The organism is Acidovorax sp., from assembly GCF_046291265.1.
GTDB lineage: Bacteria > Pseudomonadota > Gammaproteobacteria > Burkholderiales > Burkholderiaceae_C > Acidovorax.
This window is the reverse complement of sequence record NZ_JBKBTV010000079.1, coordinates 1-17,681: the sequence shown is the minus strand read 5'-3', so window position 1 is coordinate 17,681 and position 17,681 is coordinate 1. Positions and strand designations below refer to the sequence as shown.

Genomic DNA, 17,681 nt, shown 5'->3' with positions numbered 1-17,681 from the left:
GCGTTCAGCGTCAAGAACAAGGCCTCCGACTTGCACCTTTCGGCGGGTCTGCCGCCCATGATCCGGGTCCACGGGGATGTACGGCGCATCAACGTCGATGCGCTGGACCACAAAACGGTGCATGCCATGGTGTACGACATCATGAGCGACTCTCAGCGCAAGACGTATGAAGAGTTTCTGGAGGTTGACTTCTCGTTTGAAATAGAAGGCTTGGCGCGTTTCCGGGTCAACGCCTTCAACCAGAACCGCGGCGCGGCCGCCGTGTTTCGGACCATTCCGAGCAAGATCCTGACGCTGGAGCAGCTCAACGCCCCCAAGATTTTTGGCGACCTGGCCCTCAAACCTCGTGGCCTGGTGCTGGTGACGGGCCCGACCGGCTCGGGCAAGTCCACCACGCTGGCCGCCATGGTCAACTACCTGAACGAAACCGAGTACGGCCACATCCTCACGGTGGAAGACCCGATCGAGTTCGTGCACGAATCCAAGAAGTGCCTGATCAACCAGCGCGAAGTCGGCCCGATGACGCTGTCGTTCGCCGCGGCGCTGAAATCTGCGCTGCGGGAAGATCCGGACGCCATCCTGGTGGGTGAAATGCGCGATCTGGAAACCATCCGCTTGGCCATGACGGCGGCGGAAACGGGCCACTTGGTGTTTGGCACGCTGCACACGTCCAGTGCCGCCAAGACCATCGACCGGATCATCGACGTGTTCCCCGCCGAAGAAAAGGAAATGGTCCGCTCGATGCTGTCCGAGTCGCTGCAGGCAGTGATCTCGCAGACGCTGTGCAAGACCAAGGACGGCTCGGGCCGTGTGGCCGCGCACGAGATCATGCTGGGCACCAGCGCTATTCGCAATTTGATCCGCGAGGCCAAGGTGGCGCAGATGTATTCCACCATCCAGACCAGCAACAGCGTCGGCATGCAGACACTGGACCAGAACCTGACCGATCTGGTGCGGCGCAACATCATCAGCCCGGCCGAAGCACGCGGCAAGGCCAAGATTCCAGAGAACTTCCCTGGTTGAGCTGCGCCCACCCCACTGACTGATTCTTGCGGCCCCTGATGTGCCGCATACCGGAGCGATTTATGAAAGGCATCTTGAGCCTTCTGAAAATGAAGACCCGTGGCGACAAGCCCGCGGACGAACACACGGATTCCGTGCTGTTTTCTACCGCTTTTGCGGGCCAGGGTGTCGACGATTCGATGCTGGTGCCGTGGGAGGCGCGTGCGGTCGAAGTAGGGGCCAAACGCCTGCCCACCAGCCGGGGCGGCAAGCTGCTGCAGGGCCTGTGGGCCAAAGACAAGTACATGGCGCACCTGGACAAGGACGCCGTTGAACGCATGGAGCGGTTCTTTGAATTTGCGGCCATCCCGTCGAACCGCGACGTGATCCGCCAGGACGAATACGGCAACTTCATGGTGGTGCTGCTGACCGGCACCATTGCGGTGGACCGTGTGCAGCCCTGGGGCGAACAACTGCGCTTGGCCGAGACGCGGCCCGGCGACATCCTGGGTGAAATGTCCCTGCTGGACAGCGGTATCCGCTTTTCGGCCTGCACCACGCTCACCGACTGCGAAATCGCTGTGCTGAGCGCTGAGGCCATGGACGACATGATGACCAAAGACCCGCAACTGGCTGCCAGCCTGATTGCGCTGCTGGCCCGCAAGCTGTCACTGCGCCTGCGTGTGGTGAGCGCCCGCCTGAGCGATAACCAGAAATGATGTCCCGCACCAACCTGAATGACCGTCGTACCGACGAACACCCCCGGGAGAAATTCTGATGGAACGCGATCAGGCCAGTAAATTCATCAATGACCTGCTCAAGCTGATGGTGAGCCGCAACGGCAGCGACTTGTTCATCACGGCAGAGTTTCCGCCCGCCATCAAGGTGGATGGCAAGGTCACCAAGGTGTCGCCCCAGCCCCTGACACCCAACCACACGCTCACGCTGGCCCGCGCCGTGATGAGCGACAAGCAGGTGGCCGACTTTGAACGCACGAAAGAGTGCAACTTCGCCATCTCGCCCGCCGGCATCGGCCGTTTCCGGGTCAACGCTTTCATCCAGCAAGGCCGGGTTGGCATGGTGATGCGGACGATTCCGCTCACGTTGCCCACCATCGATGGCCTGGGTGTGCCGCAGGTGCTCAAGGAAGTGACCATGGCCAAGCGCGGCCTGTGCATCTTGGTGGGTGCCACGGGTTCGGGCAAGTCGACCACGCTGGCCGCCATGGTGGACTGGCGCAACGAGAACTCGTTCGGCCACATCATCACGGTGGAAGACCCGGTCGAGTTCGTGCACCCGCACAAGAACTGCGTGGTGACGCAACGCGAAGTGGGCCTGGACACCGACAGCTGGGAAGCGGCCCTGAAGAACACACTGCGCCAGGCGCCCGACGTGATCCTGATGGGCGAAATCCGCGACCGCGAGACCATGGAACACGCTGTGGCGTTTGCCGAAACCGGCCACCTGTGCCTGGCCACGCTGCACGCCAACAGTGCCAACCAGGCACTGGACCGCATCATCAACTTCTTCCCCGAAGAACGCCGCGCGCAACTGCTGATGGACCTGTCGCTGAACTTGCGCGCCATGGTGTCACAGCGCCTCATCCCCAAGCAGGACGGCAAGGGACGTGCTGCAGCGGTGGAGATCATGCTGAACACGCCGCTGATCTCGGATCTGATCTTCAAGGGCGATGTCTCCGAGATCAAGGAGATCATGAAGAAGAGCCGCAACCTGGGCATGCAGACCTTTGACCAGGCGCTGTTTGATGCCTACGAGGCCAACGTGATCAGCTATGAAGACGCGCTGCGCAACGCCGACTCGCTGAACGACCTGCGCCTGCAGATCAAGCTGAACAGCCAGCGCGCCAAGTCGCCCGATCTTGCCCAGGGCACGGAACATTTCGCGATTGTGTGACGACAGCCCCCTGAGTCGCCTGCGGCGCATTTCCCCTCAGGGGGACGCCACCTGTGGCCGGGCAAAGCCCGCTCCACGGTGGCCCTGGCGGGTACGCTCCCCTTGCGGGCGTTTTCTTTTTTGATCCACCACTTTTCTCCTCCACCATGCCAAGCACCAATCCCCGCACCTACGACGCTACCCCTTCCCGCAAGGTCGCCTTTCTGGGCCTGGGCGTGATGGGCTATCCCATGGCCGGCCACTTGGCACTGGCGGGGCATGCCGTGACGGTGTACAACCGAACCGCTACCAAATCCATAGCATGGTGCGCAGAGTACGAAAGCGCTACAGCCCCAAAACATGCCGAAACGCCACGCGAAGCCGCCGCCGGGGCAGACATCGTGTTCTGCTGCGTGGGCAATGACGAAGACTTGCGCTCCGTCACGCTGGGTGCGGACGGCGCCTTCGCTGGCATGGCACCAGGCGCTATTTTTGTGGACCACACCACGGCATCGGCTGAGGTGGCACGCGAGCTGTATGCAGCGGCCAGTGCGCTGGGCCTGAAGTTTGTGGATGCACCCGTCTCTGGCGGCCAGGCCGGGGCACAGAACGGGCTGCTCACCGTCATGTGTGGTGGCGACGCTGCTGCGTTCGAGGCAGCCCAGCCCGTGGCCATGGCGTTTTCTCGCGCCTTCACGCTGCTGGGCGACAGTGGATCGGGCCAATTGGCCAAGATGGTCAACCAGATCTGTATCGCGGGGCTGGTACAGGGCTTGTCCGAAGCCGTGGCCTTTGGTCAGAACGCGGGGCTGGACATGAAGCAGGTGCTGGAGGTGATTGGCAAAGGCGCTGCGCAAAGCTGGCAAATGGACAACCGCGGCAAAACCATGGTGGACGGCAAGTTCGACTTTGGCTTTGCCGTCGACTGGATGCGCAAGGACCTGGGCCTGGTGCTGGATGAAGCCAAACGCAACGGATCGCGCGTGCCGGTTACCGCACTGGTGGACCAGTTTTACGCAGATGTGCAAAAAATGGGGGGCAACCGCTGGGATACATCAAGCCTGATCAAGCGCCTGACCTGATCCCGCGAACGCACCCCATGGGGAGTCAGCAACCGACTCCCCCAAAACAAAGAAGGGCCTTGCGGCCCTTCTTTTGATTCCATCGCGGTGGCCACATGGGGTCACCTACGCCCTGTCAACTGCGCGGGGTGGGGCTGCTGTCAGTGGTCACCGGTGCGGGCGTCATGCGGCGCAGCTCTTCTTCTGTCACCACCTCGAACACGCGCACCACCTTGCTCACACCGGTCACCCCGCGGGCGATGTCGGTGGCCCGGTTGGCTTCGCGCTGGGACACGCGCCCCATCAGGTAGACGACGTTGCGTTCGGTCACGACCTTGAACGAATTGGCCGAGATGTCCTGGGCGTCCACCAGGCTGGCGCGCACTTTGCCGGTGATGAAGGTGTCGTTGGAGCGCTGGCTCAGGCTGGTGATGGGCATCACGGCCAGGTCGTTAACGACGGAGCGCACGTTTTCTACCGACGACACCGTCTGCTCCACCGACTGTCGATCCTGGGCAGAGAGCGCCTCGCCGGTCAGCAGCACCTGGCGGTTGTAGCTGGTGACGTTCACATGAACCCGGTCGCCCAGGGTTTCACGGATGCGGTTGGAGGCTCGCAGCTCAATCCCCTCGTCTTCCACCTGCGTACCGGCGGTGCGGCGGTCCACAGCCATCACACCGCCCACCACGGCCCCCCCAATGATGAGCGGGGCGCAGGCCGACAAGCCCGCCGTCAGCGCCGCCGCAGCCAGCACGGTGCAGAGGGTGCGGTGCGCGCCGTAGAAGCGGTGCAGGGGTCGGTCAGGGTTCATGGTTGGGTTCATAGCGGGTTCTCCTGTTCACCAAGTAACTGGGCGTCTACGCCGTCGCTCAGGCAATGCAGCACAAGAGCGTGGACTTCGCGCACGCGGGCTGCGCGGTCGTGGGGCACGCTGATCAGCACATCTGTCTCGCGCAGCATGGCGGCCAGCTTGCCGCCAGTGCGCCCGGTCAACACCACCACGGTCATGTCGCGCTCATGGGCGGCTTCGGCGGCGGCCAGCAAATTGGCATCGTTGCCGGTCACGGACAGGGCCAGAAGCACATCACCAGCTTGGCCCAGCGCGCGCACCTGGCGGGCAAATTGCTGCGCCACATCCGGCGTGCCGGCAGCAGCGGTCAACAAGGTACTGTCAGCGGTCAGTGCCAGCGCGGCCAGCTCGGGGCGGTCGCGTTCAAAGCCTGCGACACAAAAGGCGGCAAATTGTTGGGCCTCGGCGGCCGACGGTCCATTGCCGCAGGCCAGCACCTTGCCGCCACTGGTCACGCAGGCCAGCACCGCCTGCACGGCAGCGACGATGGGATGGCTCAGCGCCTGCGCGGCCTGGTACTTCAGGTCGGCGCTGTCAATGAAATGCTGTTGGATGCGTTGCTCAAGCATAGGGGCCCGATGATACCCGCCGCGTGTTATAGCTTTTGTAGCAAACCGTAGCAGCCCAGGGTGCTTTGGGAGCCTGCGCGCCTTGCCACTGCCACGCGGCTACTGCGCGTCGAAGGCGGCTTTGAGCCACTGCACCGAATCCTCCACCAGCACCACGTCAAACCGGCACGGTGGCGGTGACGGCAGGCGCAGCAGGTAGTGCCGTGCCGCAAAAATGATGCGCTGCTGCTTGGTCTGGCTGATGCTGCCGCCTGCGCCCCCGAACGCGCTGCTGGCGCGGCTGCGCACCTCCACAAACACCAGGGTGCCGTCCCGGTCCCGCATCACCAGATCAATCTCGCCCCCACCGCGCCCCGGCGTCCGATAATTGCGCACCGCCAGCTTGAGCCCAGCCGCCTGCAAATGCGCCAGCGCCTTGTCCTCTGCCGCGTTGCCGCGCTGTCGGGTGGTGGTGGCATCAGCCCCTGGCGCAGGCCTTGGCCCGGCGGTGGATGCCAATGCGTTGGGCGGTTTTCTCTTTTCAAGGAATTTCATTGAGCGCATCTTTCGCTTCAGCCCTCGATGCCGCACGCGAAGCGGCGGCTCTCCAACATTATCCGCAGGGCGCCTTGTACGTTGTGGCCACGCCCATCGGAAATCTGGCTGACATCACGCTGCGCGCGCTGCACGTGCTGCAGATGGCTGACACCGTGGCCTGCGAGGACACACGCCACACCCAGTCGCTGTTGCGCGCCTATGGCATCGACAAAGGGGCATCGCAGCTGCTGGCCGTGCACCAGCACAACGAGGCTGAAGCCGCAGAAAACGTGGTGCTGCGGCTGCAGCAAGGTCAACGTGTGGCCTATGTGAGCGACGCTGGAACCCCCGGCGTGAGCGACCCCGGCGCGCGCCTGGTGGCAGCTGTGCAGGCAGCGGGACTGCGCGCGCTGCCGCTGCCCGGCGCGAGCAGCATCACCACGGCCCTGAGCGTGGCGGGCGCCGTGGCGCACAGCAACGAGCACGGCGGTTTTGTGTTTGCGGGTTTCTTGCCGGTGAAGAACGCCGAACGCGCCACCGTGATCCAGCAGAAACTGGCCAACGAACCCCGCTGCGTGGTGCTGCTGGAAGCGCCCCACCGCATCGGCGAATTGGCCCAGGCCCTGGCCGTGCTGGGCGAGCGCCCGGTCACCTTGGCGCGCGAGCTGACCAAGCAATTTGAAGAAGTCACCACCCAGCCCGCACACGCGCTGACGGCCTGGCTGGACGGATCGCCCCAGCGGTCGCGCGGAGAGTTTGTGGTGTTGCTCCACCCCGTGCCCGTGGAAACCAACGACGGCGAGAGCCTGCGGGTGCTGCGCCTGCTGCTGCAGGAGCTGCCCCTGAAAACAGCCGTGCGCCTGGCCGTGGACATCACGGGCACATCGCGCAATGTGTTGTACGACACGGCCCTGGCGTGGAAGCGCGACGGCGCAGCCCAGGGTGATGGCGAGGACGACACGTCCGACTGAGGCGCACCAGGTGGCCGCAGTGACGCTCCCGGCTTCAAGACAGTCAACGTCGAAAAATTCAAGCCAAAACAGCCTCTAGCGCTTATCCATCAAGCGCTGATAGCTATATATTTAATAGCAAATCACTCTTTTGCCCACTCACTTGGCGGCAACGCCCGTTGCGGTGCACCGCATAACGATCAGCCCGATACGGCCAACCCCGCCGCCACCCCACCAAACAAATCGCCTTCCAGCTGCGGCGTATCGGGAAACGCCGCCTTGAGCGCATGTCGCAATGGCCGCAGCGCAGACGAGCCACCCGTCAGATAAATCGCTTCCACCCCCTGCGCGGAGAGCCCAGCCTGCAACAGGCAGTCCTGTGCGCAAGCCACCACTTGCTCCAGGGGCTGCGACAGAAAACGCGCCAGCCCTTGCGGGGTCACCGCCGCGTGAAGCCCCGGCTCGATCCAGTCCAGCGCCATGGGCGCCTCGGCGTCTGCCAGCGACGCAGCAATTTTGGCCTGCTCCACCGTGTTGGCCATGCGGTGCCCCAACCGCTCGTGAAGCACCCGCATCAGCCGCGCGTGCAGACGCGCATCGGCGTAGTCCGTTCGCAGGTTCTGCGCATCCCGCAGCGCCTTTGGCGAGTAAAGCCACTGAATCAAGTGCCACGTGGACAGGTCAAAAAACACCCGGCTCGGCACCTCCCGCCCGGCCGACCCGGTGTGCTTGAAGCCCAACAGCGGCATTAGCAGATCCAGGCTCAGGCGACGGTCAAAGTCCGTTCCACCCACGTGCACGCCGGTGGTTGCCAACACATCGCTGCCGCGGTCGGCGCGCGCCATGCGCTCCGGCCCCAGGCGGACCACGGTGAAGTCCGACGTCCCCCCGCCAATATCGACAACCAGCACCAGGGATTCGCGCGAAATGCGCTGCTCGTAGTCCAGCGCGGCCGCAATGGGCTCGAACTGGAACGACACATTTTCGAACCCCGCGTCCACTGCCGCCTGACGCAAGGCATCCTCGGCCTGCTGGTCGCGGTCTTCGTCGCCATCTACAAAATGCACCGGTCGCCCCATCACCACACGCCCCGGCATGCCACCCAGCTCATCCCGCGCCTTCTGGGCCAGCATCCGCAAGAAGAGACTGATGATGTCCTGGTAGCTCACCAGCTTGTTGTGCACCGCCGTCTTGTCTTGCAGCAGAGCGCTGCCCAACAGACTCTTGAGCGACCGCATCAGCCGCCCCTCGGTGCCCGCCAAATACTGCGCCACCGCGTCCCGCCCAAAATGGGTGCGGTGGTCCTCGGTGTTGAAGAACAGCGCCGTGGGCAACGTGGGCGCATCGGCCTCCAACGCGATCATCCGCGCGCGCCCAGACCCCTGGCGCACCGACATCGCGGAGTTGGAGGTACCAAAGTCAATGCCGAGTGTGGTGTCCTTCAAGAGAGGCATGGGTCAAATGTCAAAACGATGGAGGAAGGAAAGAGAGGCGAACTTAGCAGGGGCTTTCGGCAGCCACGAACTCGGTCAGCGCATGTGACGGGGACGAAAGCGGAGCGGGCCGGGCGTTGAAAACTCGCTGCAAGCCCACGAAAAGCGCGACCAAGGCAGCCTGCGGAATGGCAAAAGCCCTTGATTCGTGAGAATCAAGGGCTTTTATTTGGTGGCCTGGGGCGGAATCGAACCACCGACACAAGGATTTTCAATCCTCTGCTCTACCGACTGAGCTACCGGGCCTAAGCCTCAAATTATAACCAGAAAAAAACACGCTTTTGGATAGAGTCGCGGAAATTAGTTGCGCTTTCCACGGCCCAGGTCTACCCCCAGCTGGCGTAGCTTGCGATAGAGGTGGGTGCGCTCGAGGCCGGTTTTCTCGGCAACGCGGGTCATGGAGCCGCCTTCGCGGGCAAGGTGGAATTCGAAGTAGGCTTTTTCGAACCCATCGCGCGCCTCACGCAGGGGGCGGTCCAGGTCAAAACCCTGGTGCGCATGAGGCCCTGTGTCCACACCCGCCAAAACAGCCGAAACCGCAGGCAGTTGCGAGAACGTGGGGTCGGCAGCCGCCATGGCTGGGGGCTGGACAGCCGCCACCGGCGCGGACTGGTGCGCGGTGTTGCGGGCCAGTCCCTGCTCCACGGCCTTGAGCAGCTTTTGTAAGGTGATGGGCTTTTCGAGGAAGGAGAAGGCGCCGATGCGGGTGGCTTCCACCGCCGTGTCGATGGTGGCATGACCACTCATCATGATGACGGGCATGGTCAGGACGCCAGCTGTCGCCCATTCCTTGAGCAGGGAAACCCCGTCGGTGTCCGGCATCCAGATGTCGAGCAGCACGAGATCGTAGGTATTGCCAGACCGTGCGGCACGGGCCTGGGTCGCGTTTTCTGCGAGGTCCACGCTGTGACCTTCGTCGTTCAGAATTTCCGACAGCAGATCGCGAATGCCGAGCTCATCGTCGACCACCAGAATATTTGCCATGTGTATTGAAGCGCCTTGGGGTACTGGGACGGTGTTGTTATGCCGCCACCGCTGGTTCAGGGGCGAATGATAACGACACTTGGGCCCCGCGCACTACACCGTCTTCGGTGCGATTGGACAGGTCAATGCGTGCGCCATGCTCGTCGGCGATCTTTTTGACCACCGCGAGGCCCAGCCCGGTGCCCCGCGGCTTGGTGGTGACATAGGGCTCAAAAGCACGCTGCAAGATGTGGGGTGGAAACCCGGTCCCGCTGTCTGAGACCGTGAGTCGAACGCGGCGAGAGGACTCACTCCAGCGCGTGCTGATGCGCACCGGCGGCGGCGCTCCGGGCGTTCCGGCGCGGGCTTGTTCGGTGGCGTCTTGCGCGTTTTGCAGCAGGTTATGCACCACTTGGCGCAGTTGCTGTGCATCACCGGCTATCGGCGGACAACGCGGGTCCAGCTCGGCTTCTACAGCGACCGTGGCGTTTTCTGCGCCATACAAATGCAGCACGTCTGTGACGAGCGCATTGAGGTCCAGTGCATGCAGTTCTGCCGCAGGAAGGCGCGCATAGTCGCGGAACTCATTGACCAGCCGCTTCATGGCATCGACTTGGTCCACGATGGTTTTGACGGACTTGGTCAGGATGGCTTGCTCGGGGTTGGGCAGCTTGCCCGTGAGCTTCATTTCAAGGCGCTCGGCAGACAGCTGAATGGGCGTCAAGGGGTTCTTGATTTCGTGCGCCAACCGGCGTGCGACTTCGCCCCAGGCCTGCGCGCGTTGTGCGGAAACGATTTCTGAAATGTCGTCAAAAACCAACAGTCGGGTCGAATCCGGCAGCTCCGCACCCCGCGCGACGAGGCTGGTGGCGTGTTGTCCCGCTCCGCCAGACGATGCGTGTAGCTCAAAAGGCTGCTGCCAGTGGTCCAGCCCATGGCGTTCGTGGTCGCCCAGAAACGTGTCGAAGTGGCGTTGGACCGACGCGGCAAACTCGGCCAGCCCCGGCGCCTCTGACAGGGGCCGCCCTTCATACGCCGCCATGGGCGCACGCAGGATGCGGGTAGCGCCCGGGTTAGAAGATCGGATGAGGCCTTGCGCATCGAGCACGATGACGCCCGCGGTCAGGTTGTCCAGAATGGTCTGCAAGTTGGCGCGGGCCGCGTCGACCTCACCCATGCTCTCTTCCACCGCGTGCCGGGCGTCAGACAGCTGCTGGGTCATGAGCGCAAAGGACCGCGTCAGCCCCCCCAGCTCGTCTTTGCCCTGCAACGCCGCCTTGGGGCTCAGGTTGCCAGCCGCCACCTCGCGGACGCCTTCCGCCAGTACCAGCAAAGGCCGAGCCAACTGGTTCCCCAGCAACACCGCCAACAACACGGCACCAAACACGGCAAGAAACAAGCTGAGCGTGAGGGTGCCCACATACATGCGCCGCAGCCCGCCGCGTGCCAGGGCCCGCTCTTGGTATTCGCGATTGGCCTCTTGCACAGCGATGGCGTTGGCCACCAACGCGGGCGGCAGCGGTAGCGTGGCCTGCAGATAACGCGGCTCTACCAGCAGGCCAACGGCCGGGCTGCTGACGAGCGCCAGCACCTTCACTCGGGCGTTTTGAGCGGCTGCCGGGTCGGAGATATCGTCCAGACCTTCGATCTGCGCCGTAGCACGCTGCTGCCGCACGGTGCGCAGCAACGGCACGCCGGGCTTTTCAGGGTTCAGGTTGAAGCGGGACTGGCCCGCACTCGCCACAGCTTGCCCGGCGGCATTCCACAGCACTACATCGGTAGCGCCGAGCTGGTCGCGGATGCGTTCCAACACCAGCCCTGCCGCCGCATCCGGCACCTGGGCCACGCTGGCACTGGCGTTGCGGGTTTTGGCTGCCATATCAGCAGCCAGCGAATCCAGCGACACGCGGGCCAGGTTGACCCCCGCCGACAAGGCGCCCTCCACCTTCACATCAAACCAGCTCTCAATGGACCGAGTGACGAATTGGTAGGACACCACGTAGATGAGCAACCCAGGCAACAGCCCCACAAGCCCGAAGATGGCGGCCAACTTGACCAGCAGGCGGCTGCCAAACCGCCCCTTGCGCAAGCGCATTCCCAATCGCACAGCCACCCACCCCAGCACCGCCAGCAGCAGCAGGGCCACCAGCACGTTGACGCCAAAAAGCCAGGCGTAGTTGCGCTCGTAGAGAGCGCGGTTGTTGGTGGCCAGAGTGAGCAGGAAGAGCAACACCATGCCGATGGCGGACATGATGGCCGCCCCCACACCCACCGCCCATCGCACCGCGCGCGACTGTCGGGCCGCGGCATGGGCCGTGGCGGACTCCGCGGGGGTGCTGGAGGGCGCGTTGGAGTTCACTTGGCAGCCTGTGCGGGAAGACGTTGGCTGCGGGAGACCAGCAGATTCCAGCCAGAGCGCCCGACTGCGCCTATTTGAAAGGGTCGAGGGAGCTGCGACATGTCCAGGCGGAATCGAAAATTGACCGTATGCATTGCATCTGCCTCGATCGCGCTACTTTCAGCGATCTTCCAGCGTGAAATACGCTGAATAGCGGACAACGCTTCCGCGTATTCGTCAAAATTCTGCCCCAACATGACTCCCAGGCCGCTGTTGGTAAAAGGGACGGGGGAAACATTAAGGCGCCAGCGGCGCGTGAGAGGCTGATAACTTAGACGCAAATAGCGGGTTGTTTCTGCAACTTGGCGGTCGGACCAGTACCAACGGTCGCGCAGAACCTGCGCTTCTGCGACAAAGAACATGGGGATGCCTTTGTACAAGGCGTCTTCAGCAAGCTCAGGCAGCACAAACTGCAGCGTGGTGCCCAAGTACAGCCCGTCGTCTGTTCGGTCCAACCTCAGCTCGCTCACCTCGGGCACTGCAGCTTCGGTCGCCGCAGCCCGGGGCACCAAAGTGAAACACGCCAGCAGGCAAATTAACGCGCAGATTAATACCCAACGAGCTCCACGGAACCCATTAAGCCGATTTTTGCAACAGTGCGTAAAAAAATCCGTCGTGATCACCCGACAGATTGTCCGGGACAGCCTCGCCCTTGTCCGCGTTGCCGGGAATTAAATGCCCCGGCGAAGGCAGCAATTGCGCATCCGTGTTGTGTGCAAGAAACGTTTGCACCTGCACATCGCCTTCGGCGCGGAACACCGAGCACGTGCAGTACAAGAGCCGCCCGCCGGGTCGCACCAGCGGCCACAACGCGGCCAGCAGCTTCGCCTGCAACGCCGCCAGCTGGGCAATGTCGGTCTCGCGGCGCAACCAGCGCACGTCGGGGTGCCGGCGGACGATGCCCGAAGCAGTGCATGGCGCATCCAGCAAGATGGCGTCGAACAGGTGCCCCCCGCAAAGCGCTTGCCACCAATCTTGCGGTCGTGCGGCGTCGGCCACCAGCACCTGGGCTTGCAGACCCAGCCGTTGCAAGGTTTCGCCAATGCGGGCACTGCGGGCGGCATCGATTTCGAGTGCGGTGACCTCCAACGGCGCGCCGGGCCCGGCCAGTTCCAGCAGGTGGGCGGTCTTTCCACCGGGCGCGGCGCAAGCATCCAGCACGCGCAAGGGCTTCGTCAGGTCAAGACCCTGCAGCAGCAAGGGCGCCGCCATCTGCGCCGCGGCGTCCTGCACAGAGACCCAACCCTGTGCAAAGCCCGGAAGCGCGGGCACAGGCACAGGCTGGTGCAGCACCAAACCCGTGTCGCTCACCACATCAAAATCAAAATTGATAGCTACTAGCGCTTGTTGATATTGGGCTAGAGTGCATTTTTGCTTGTTAACCCGCAGCATCATGGGCGCATGGGTGTTGTTGGCACGAAGGATCTGCTCCCAATCCTGAGGATGGTCCTTGCGCAACCGCTCAATCCACCACAACGGATGGTTCCAGCGCGCCAATGGCTCGTTGTCGGTGCTGGCCACGAGCGCGTCGCGCTCGCGCAGGAATCGCCGCAGGCAGCCATTGATGAAGGACGCCTGCTTGCGCGTGGCTGGATTTCGCTTGGCGGCTTCGACGGCCTGATTCACCAGCGTGAACGGCTCGTACGGCGAATCGTCCGGATTCCAGCAAAGCGCCAGCGCGGCACACAGCAAGGCATCGGCGGCAGGGGGTGGATTGCGCTCCACCAGGCAGCGGCGCAATGCCTCGGAGCGACCTGCCTGGCGCAGCACCTGGAACAACAGCGCCTGGACCCCAGGCCGCACGGCACTGTCCACCGCCGCCAGCGCAGCGGTGCCCGACTGTCCCGCCCGAATGGCTTGCAGGGCGCCGGACACGCCCAGCAGTTGCTGCCACAGCGCAACAGGCTGAACACCCGTTGATTTGCCGGTGTGGGGGCCGTCTGCGCCCGGGGCGCGAGCTGGACGGGCATTGCCCGGCTCGGTGCGAGGGCGTGGACTGAAGGGCTTGGGTGCGCCTGCGGGAGGGTGACTCATGGTGATCCTAAAAACGGGCTAGTGCAGTGTTTCATGCTTGATGGCACAAATAAAAAGGGCGGATTTTTGGTCCTGGCAAGGCGCAAACCACAGCGATACCGGGCGTATCGCGAGGATTTGCAACGCGGCCAGGGCCGAAAAGACGACTTTTTATGTGCCAGATAGCGTGAAACACTGCACTAGACCCCGCGTGCCGCCTTGAAGCCGAACACCCAGGCCAGCACATTGGCCGGAAACTGCGCGATGGCGGCGTTGTATTGCGCAACCGCATCGTTGAAGATGCGCGCTGCCTGATCGTTTTGGAGCGCGTGCTCATCCCACCGCAAGTGCCACACGGAGGGCATCGGAGGCACCAGCGGTTCCTCGGAGGCATCCTGAGGACTGTCGGGGGAACGTACGCTCCCGGCATCCGGCTCCTTGCGCGCAGCCCCTTGCCACGCCGCCTGCAGCACAACACGTGCGGCAGTCAGCGCTGCCACCGCGTCACCCGCCAGCGGGCGGGCGCGCACAACGGCCAGGCACGCGCTCAGCTGGGTGGTGGCGCCCTGCAAGGCCGCCATTTCCTGATCCGAACCGGTCACCCCGTTTGCGGGTTGCACCGCATGCGCCGCGCTGAACTCGCCCAGCAAGGCCACCAGTCGCACCATGTGCGCATCCAAGCTGCCAAAGGCCTGCGCCACGGCCGAGCGCAACCGCATCAAGCGGTTGTAGGCCCCAAGGGCCCAGAACGACACGATGGCAAATACCATCCAGAAAAGGGGCGATGACCACATGCACTGTTGTCGGCCGCGCTTGCATGGCGCAGTCCGACCCGAAAAGTAAAACGAGAAATCCGAGTTCCATAAAAAACGCTCCCGGCCTGCCAAGGGACAGGGCGGGAGCGTGTCAGTGACCGCCCGGGGGCTTAGTCAGCTGCGGCGTCGGAGGCCGTGGCGGTGTTCACCACTTCGCCAGCGTCACCCTGGGCTTCCATTTCGGCCGCTTCGGCTTCGGCGATGGCGCGGCGCTCGGCGTCGTCCATCGCGTCCTTGGCCTTGCGTGCCTGGTGGTAGGCCATGCCGGTGCCGGCAGGGATCAGGCGACCCACGATCACGTTTTCCTTCAGGCCACGCAGCTCGTCGCGCTTGCCCATGATGGCAGCCTCGGTGAGCACGCGGGTGGTTTCCTGGAAGGAAGCGGCCGAGATGAACGAGTCGGTCGACAGCGATGCCTTCGTGATACCCAGCAGCAAGTTGCTGTAGGTCGCAGGAATCTTGCCGTCGGACTGCAGCGCATCGTTGGTGTTGAGTATCTCGGAGCGCTCGACCTGCTCGCCACCGATGTAGTTCGACTCGCCAACGTTCTCGACCACAACACGGCGCAGCATCTGGCGAACGATCACCTCGATGTGCTTGTCGTTGATCTTCACGCCCTGCAAACGGTACACGTCCTGCACCTCGTCAACGATGTAGCGCGACAGCTCTTCGATTCCCAGCAAACGCAGGATGTCTTGTGGGTCGGCAGGGCCGTCCACAATCGATTCGCCCTTGTTCACCACTTGGCCTTCATGCACCAGAATGTTCTTTTCCTTGGGCACGAGTTCTTCGAACACGTGGCCTTCAGGATCAGTAATCTGCAGGCGAACCTTGCCCTTGGTTTCCTTACCAAAGGACACGGTACCGGTCATCTCGGCCAGCGTGCCCTTGTCCTTCGGTGTACGGGCTTCGAACAGCTCGGCCACACGTGGCAGACCGCCGGTAATGTCGCGGGTCTTCTGGCCTTCGATGGGGATACGGGCCAGCACTTCGCCAGGACCCACGTCCTGTCCGTCACGCACTTGCACCAGCGAACCCACGGGGAAGCCGATGGTCACCGAGTGGTCGGTGCCAGGGATCTTCACTTCGTTGCCTTGGGCGTCGATCAGCTTCACTTGCGGACGAACGACCTTCGCAGCGCCGCGGCGTTTGGGGTCGATCACCACCAGCGTGGACAGACCGGTCACTTCATCGACCTGCTTCGCTACGGTCAAGCCTTCTTCGACGTTCTCGAACTTGGACTGACCAGCGAACTCGGTGATGATGGGGCGCGTCAGCGGATCCCAGTTGGCGAGGATCGTGCCGGCCTTGACGGTTTGATCCGCCTTCACGGTCAGCGTCGCGCCGTAAGGCACCTTGTGGCGTTCACGCTCGCGGCCATGTTCGTCGTGAATGACGATTTCACCCGAACGTGCAATCACCACCAGCTCGCCCTTGGTGTTGCTCACGTAGCGCATCGTGGCGTTGAAGCCGATCACGCCGTTGGACTTGGCTTCCACGCTGGACGCGATGGCGGCGCGCGACGCGGCGCCACCGATGTGGAACGTACGCATGGTCAGCTGCGTGCCCGGTTCGCCGATGGACTGGGCAGCGATCACACCCACGGCTTCGCCGAGGTTGATCAGGCCGCCACGGCCCAAGTCGCGTCCGTAGCATCGGGCGCACAGCCCGTAGCGGGTTTCGCAGGTCAGTGCCGTACGCACCTTCACTTCGTCCACGCCCGCGATTTCGAGACCGTCAATGATGTCTTCGTCGAACATCACGCCCGCCTGGACCAGCACTGCGCGGTTTTCAGGGTGCAGCACGTCTTCTGCTGCCGTGCGGCCCAGGATACGGTCACGCAGCGATTCGATCACTTCACCGCCTTCAACAATGGCGCGCATCAGCGAGCCATTGGAGGTACCGCAATCTTCCTCGGTCACGACCAAGTCCTGCGTCACGTCCACCAGACGACGTGTCAGATAGCCGGAGTTGGCCGTCTTCAGCGCCGTGTCGGCCAGACCCTTACGGGCACCGTGGGTGGAGATGAAGTACTCCAGCACGTTCAGACCTTCACGGAAGTTCGCGGTGATGGGCGTTTCGATGATCGAGCCGTCTGGCTTGGCCATCAGACCCCGCATACCAGCCACCTGACGGATCTGGGCTGCAGAGCCGCGGGCACCCGAGTCGGCCATCATGTAGATGGAGTTGAAGGACTCCTGGTCCACTTCGTTGCCATGGCGGTCCATGACCTTCTGCTTGGACAACTGGGCCATCATCACCTTGGACACTTCGTCCCCGGCCTTGCCCCAGATATCCACCACCTTGTTGTAGCGCTCGCCAGAGGTGACCAGACCGGACACATACTGCTGCTCGATCTCCTTCACTTCCTTCTCGGAGCGCTCGATGATGCTGGCCTTTTGAGGAGGCACCAGCATGTCGTCGATGGCGATGGAAATACCGGCGCGCGTAGCCAGGCGGAAACCGTTTTGCAGCAGCTTGTCTGCAAACACGACGGTTTCTTTCAGGCCGCACTTGCGGAAGCTCACGTTGATGAGCTTGGAGATTTCCTTCTTCTTGAGCGCCTTGTTCATGTTGGAGAACGGCAGGCCCTTGGGAAGGATTTCGGACAGCAGTGCGCGGCCCGCGGTGGTTTCCACCAGCGAGGTCGATGGCACGAATTCGCCGGATTCCTTGTCCTTGGTCCACTCGGTCATCCGAACCGTGATCTTGGCTGCGAGTTCTACTTCGCCAGCATCCAGCGCGCGCTGCACTTCACCGGTATCCGCAAACACCAGGCCTTCGCCCTTGCCGTTGATGCGGTCACGGGTTGCGTAGTACAAGCCCAGCACCACGTCCTGCGAAGGAACGATGGAGGGTTCGCCCGAGGCAGGGAACAGCACGTTGTTGGAGGCCAGCATCAGCGTGCGGGCTTCCATCTGCGCTTCGACCGACAGCGGGACGTGGACGGCCATCTGGTCACCGTCGAAGTCGGCGTTGAAGGCCGCGCAGACGAGGGGGTGCAGCTGGATGGCCTTGCCTTCGATCAGGATGGGCTCAAAAGCCTGAATACCCAAACGGTGCAACGTAGGTGCACGGTTCAGCATCACGGGGTGCTCTTTGATGACCTCTTCCAGAATGTCCCACACCACGGGGGTGCCGGATTCGACTTCCTTCTT

At 63.1% G+C, this 17,681-nt stretch carries 15 protein-coding genes and 1 tRNA gene; 5 read left to right on the top strand and 11 right to left on the bottom strand.

Features of this window, described 5'->3' with window-relative positions; genetic code table 11:
* The 4 genes from ACK41V_RS21095 to ACK41V_RS21080 all read left to right on the top strand — a co-directional run.
* Positions 1-1,023: type IV pilus twitching motility protein PilT (locus ACK41V_RS21095; protein ID WP_409785280.1), on the top strand; the 1,023-nt coding region annotated here is incomplete at its 5' end.
* A gap of 62 nt (positions 1,024-1,085) precedes the next feature.
* Positions 1,086-1,721, top strand: a complete 636-nt coding sequence (locus ACK41V_RS21090; RefSeq protein ID WP_409785279.1) for a cyclic nucleotide-binding domain-containing protein — start codon at positions 1,086-1,088, stop codon at positions 1,719-1,721.
* Positions 1,722-1,779: 58 nt separating this feature from the next.
* A complete protein-coding gene (locus ACK41V_RS21085) occupies positions 1,780-2,916 on the top strand; it encodes a PilT/PilU family type 4a pilus ATPase (RefSeq protein WP_409785277.1) in 1,137 nt (378 codons plus the stop codon).
* Between the two features lie 146 nt (positions 2,917-3,062).
* A complete protein-coding gene (locus ACK41V_RS21080) occupies positions 3,063-3,977 on the top strand; it encodes an NAD(P)-dependent oxidoreductase (RefSeq protein ID WP_409785276.1) in 915 nt (304 codons plus the stop codon).
* A gap of 115 nt (positions 3,978-4,092) precedes the next feature.
* On the opposite strand, the gene ACK41V_RS21075 is transcribed toward ACK41V_RS21080, so the two are convergent.
* From ACK41V_RS21075 to ACK41V_RS21065, 3 genes are all read right to left on the bottom strand, one after another.
* Complete coding sequence (locus ACK41V_RS21075) at positions 4,093-4,779, bottom strand: BON domain-containing protein (protein ID WP_409785274.1); 687 nt, start codon at positions 4,777-4,779, stop codon at positions 4,093-4,095.
* A complete protein-coding gene (locus tag ACK41V_RS21070) occupies positions 4,776-5,375 on the bottom strand; it encodes an SIS domain-containing protein (RefSeq protein WP_409785273.1) in 600 nt (199 codons plus the stop codon). The genes ACK41V_RS21075 and ACK41V_RS21070 overlap by 4 nt, the downstream gene beginning before the upstream one ends.
* 99 nt (positions 5,376-5,474) lie before the next feature.
* Positions 5,475-5,909, bottom strand: coding sequence for a YraN family protein (locus ACK41V_RS21065; protein WP_409785272.1), 435 nt, complete (start codon positions 5,907-5,909; stop codon positions 5,475-5,477).
* Here ACK41V_RS21065 and rsmI point away from each other — a divergent pair.
* Positions 5,909-6,862 (top strand): 16S rRNA (cytidine(1402)-2'-O)-methyltransferase, encoded by a 954-nt coding sequence (gene rsmI, locus ACK41V_RS21060; RefSeq protein ID WP_409785270.1) that lies wholly within the window; start codon positions 5,909-5,911, stop codon positions 6,860-6,862. The two genes, ACK41V_RS21065 and rsmI, sit on opposite strands and share 1 nt — an antisense overlap.
* Before the next feature lie 179 nt (positions 6,863-7,041).
* On the opposite strand, the gene ACK41V_RS21055 is transcribed toward rsmI, so the two are convergent.
* The 8 genes from ACK41V_RS21055 to rpoC form a co-directional block, all read right to left on the bottom strand.
* Positions 7,042-8,295, bottom strand: coding sequence for an Hsp70 family protein (locus ACK41V_RS21055; protein WP_409785268.1), 1,254 nt, complete (start codon positions 8,293-8,295; stop codon positions 7,042-7,044).
* Between the two features lie 209 nt (positions 8,296-8,504).
* Positions 8,505-8,580 (bottom strand) — tRNA-Phe (locus ACK41V_RS21050).
* A gap of 54 nt (positions 8,581-8,634) precedes the next feature.
* Complete coding sequence (locus tag ACK41V_RS21045) at positions 8,635-9,318, bottom strand: response regulator (RefSeq protein ID WP_409785267.1); 684 nt, start codon at positions 9,316-9,318, stop codon at positions 8,635-8,637.
* 37 nt (positions 9,319-9,355) lie between these two features.
* A complete protein-coding gene (locus ACK41V_RS21040) occupies positions 9,356-11,656 on the bottom strand; it encodes an ATP-binding protein (protein ID WP_409785266.1) in 2,301 nt (766 codons plus the stop codon).
* A complete protein-coding gene (locus ACK41V_RS21035; protein WP_409785282.1) occupies positions 11,653-12,225 on the bottom strand; it encodes a DUF4390 domain-containing protein in 573 nt (190 codons plus the stop codon). Before ACK41V_RS21035 ends, ACK41V_RS21040 begins: the two co-directional genes overlap by 4 nt.
* A 46-nt stretch (positions 12,226-12,271) precedes the next feature.
* Positions 12,272-13,729 carry a 16S rRNA (cytosine(967)-C(5))-methyltransferase RsmB gene (gene rsmB, locus ACK41V_RS21030; RefSeq protein ID WP_409785265.1) on the bottom strand — a complete coding sequence of 486 codons (1,458 nt, stop codon included), beginning with the start codon at positions 13,727-13,729 and terminating at the stop codon, positions 12,272-12,274.
* A gap of 179 nt (positions 13,730-13,908) precedes the next feature.
* Positions 13,909-14,502, bottom strand: a complete 594-nt coding sequence (locus ACK41V_RS21025; protein ID WP_409785263.1) for a LemA family protein — start codon at positions 14,500-14,502, stop codon at positions 13,909-13,911.
* 131 nt (positions 14,503-14,633) lie between these two features.
* The coding region (gene rpoC, locus ACK41V_RS21020) for a DNA-directed RNA polymerase subunit beta' (protein WP_409785261.1) at positions 14,634-17,681 on the bottom strand (3,048 nt) is incomplete at its 5' end.

What these genes read in the sequence shown, in the direction of transcription:
- rsmB (WP_409785265.1), bottom strand. Translation starts at nt 13,729, where the DNA reads ATGAGTCACCCTCCCGCAGGCGCACCCAAGCCCTTCAGTCCACGCCCT.
- ACK41V_RS21070 (WP_409785273.1), bottom strand. Translation starts at nt 5,375, where the DNA reads ATGCTTGAGCAACGCATCCAACAGCATTTCATTGACAGCGCCGACCTG.
- ACK41V_RS21055 (WP_409785268.1), bottom strand. Translation starts at nt 8,295, where the DNA reads ATGCCTCTCTTGAAGGACACCACACTCGGCATTGACTTTGGTACCTCC.
- ACK41V_RS21075 (WP_409785274.1), bottom strand. Translation starts at nt 4,779, where the DNA reads ATGAACCCAACCATGAACCCTGACCGACCCCTGCACCGCTTCTACGGC.
- ACK41V_RS21090 (WP_409785279.1), top strand. Translation starts at nt 1,086, where the DNA reads ATGAAAGGCATCTTGAGCCTTCTGAAAATGAAGACCCGTGGCGACAAG.
- ACK41V_RS21080 (WP_409785276.1), top strand. Translation starts at nt 3,063, where the DNA reads ATGCCAAGCACCAATCCCCGCACCTACGACGCTACCCCTTCCCGCAAG.
- ACK41V_RS21045 (WP_409785267.1), bottom strand. Translation starts at nt 9,318, where the DNA reads ATGGCAAATATTCTGGTGGTCGACGATGAGCTCGGCATTCGCGATCTG.
- ACK41V_RS21025 (WP_409785263.1), bottom strand. Translation starts at nt 14,502, where the DNA reads ATGTGGTCATCGCCCCTTTTCTGGATGGTATTTGCCATCGTGTCGTTC.
- ACK41V_RS21065 (WP_409785272.1), bottom strand. Translation starts at nt 5,909, where the DNA reads ATGAAATTCCTTGAAAAGAGAAAACCGCCCAACGCATTGGCATCCACC.
- ACK41V_RS21085 (WP_409785277.1), top strand. Translation starts at nt 1,780, where the DNA reads ATGGAACGCGATCAGGCCAGTAAATTCATCAATGACCTGCTCAAGCTG.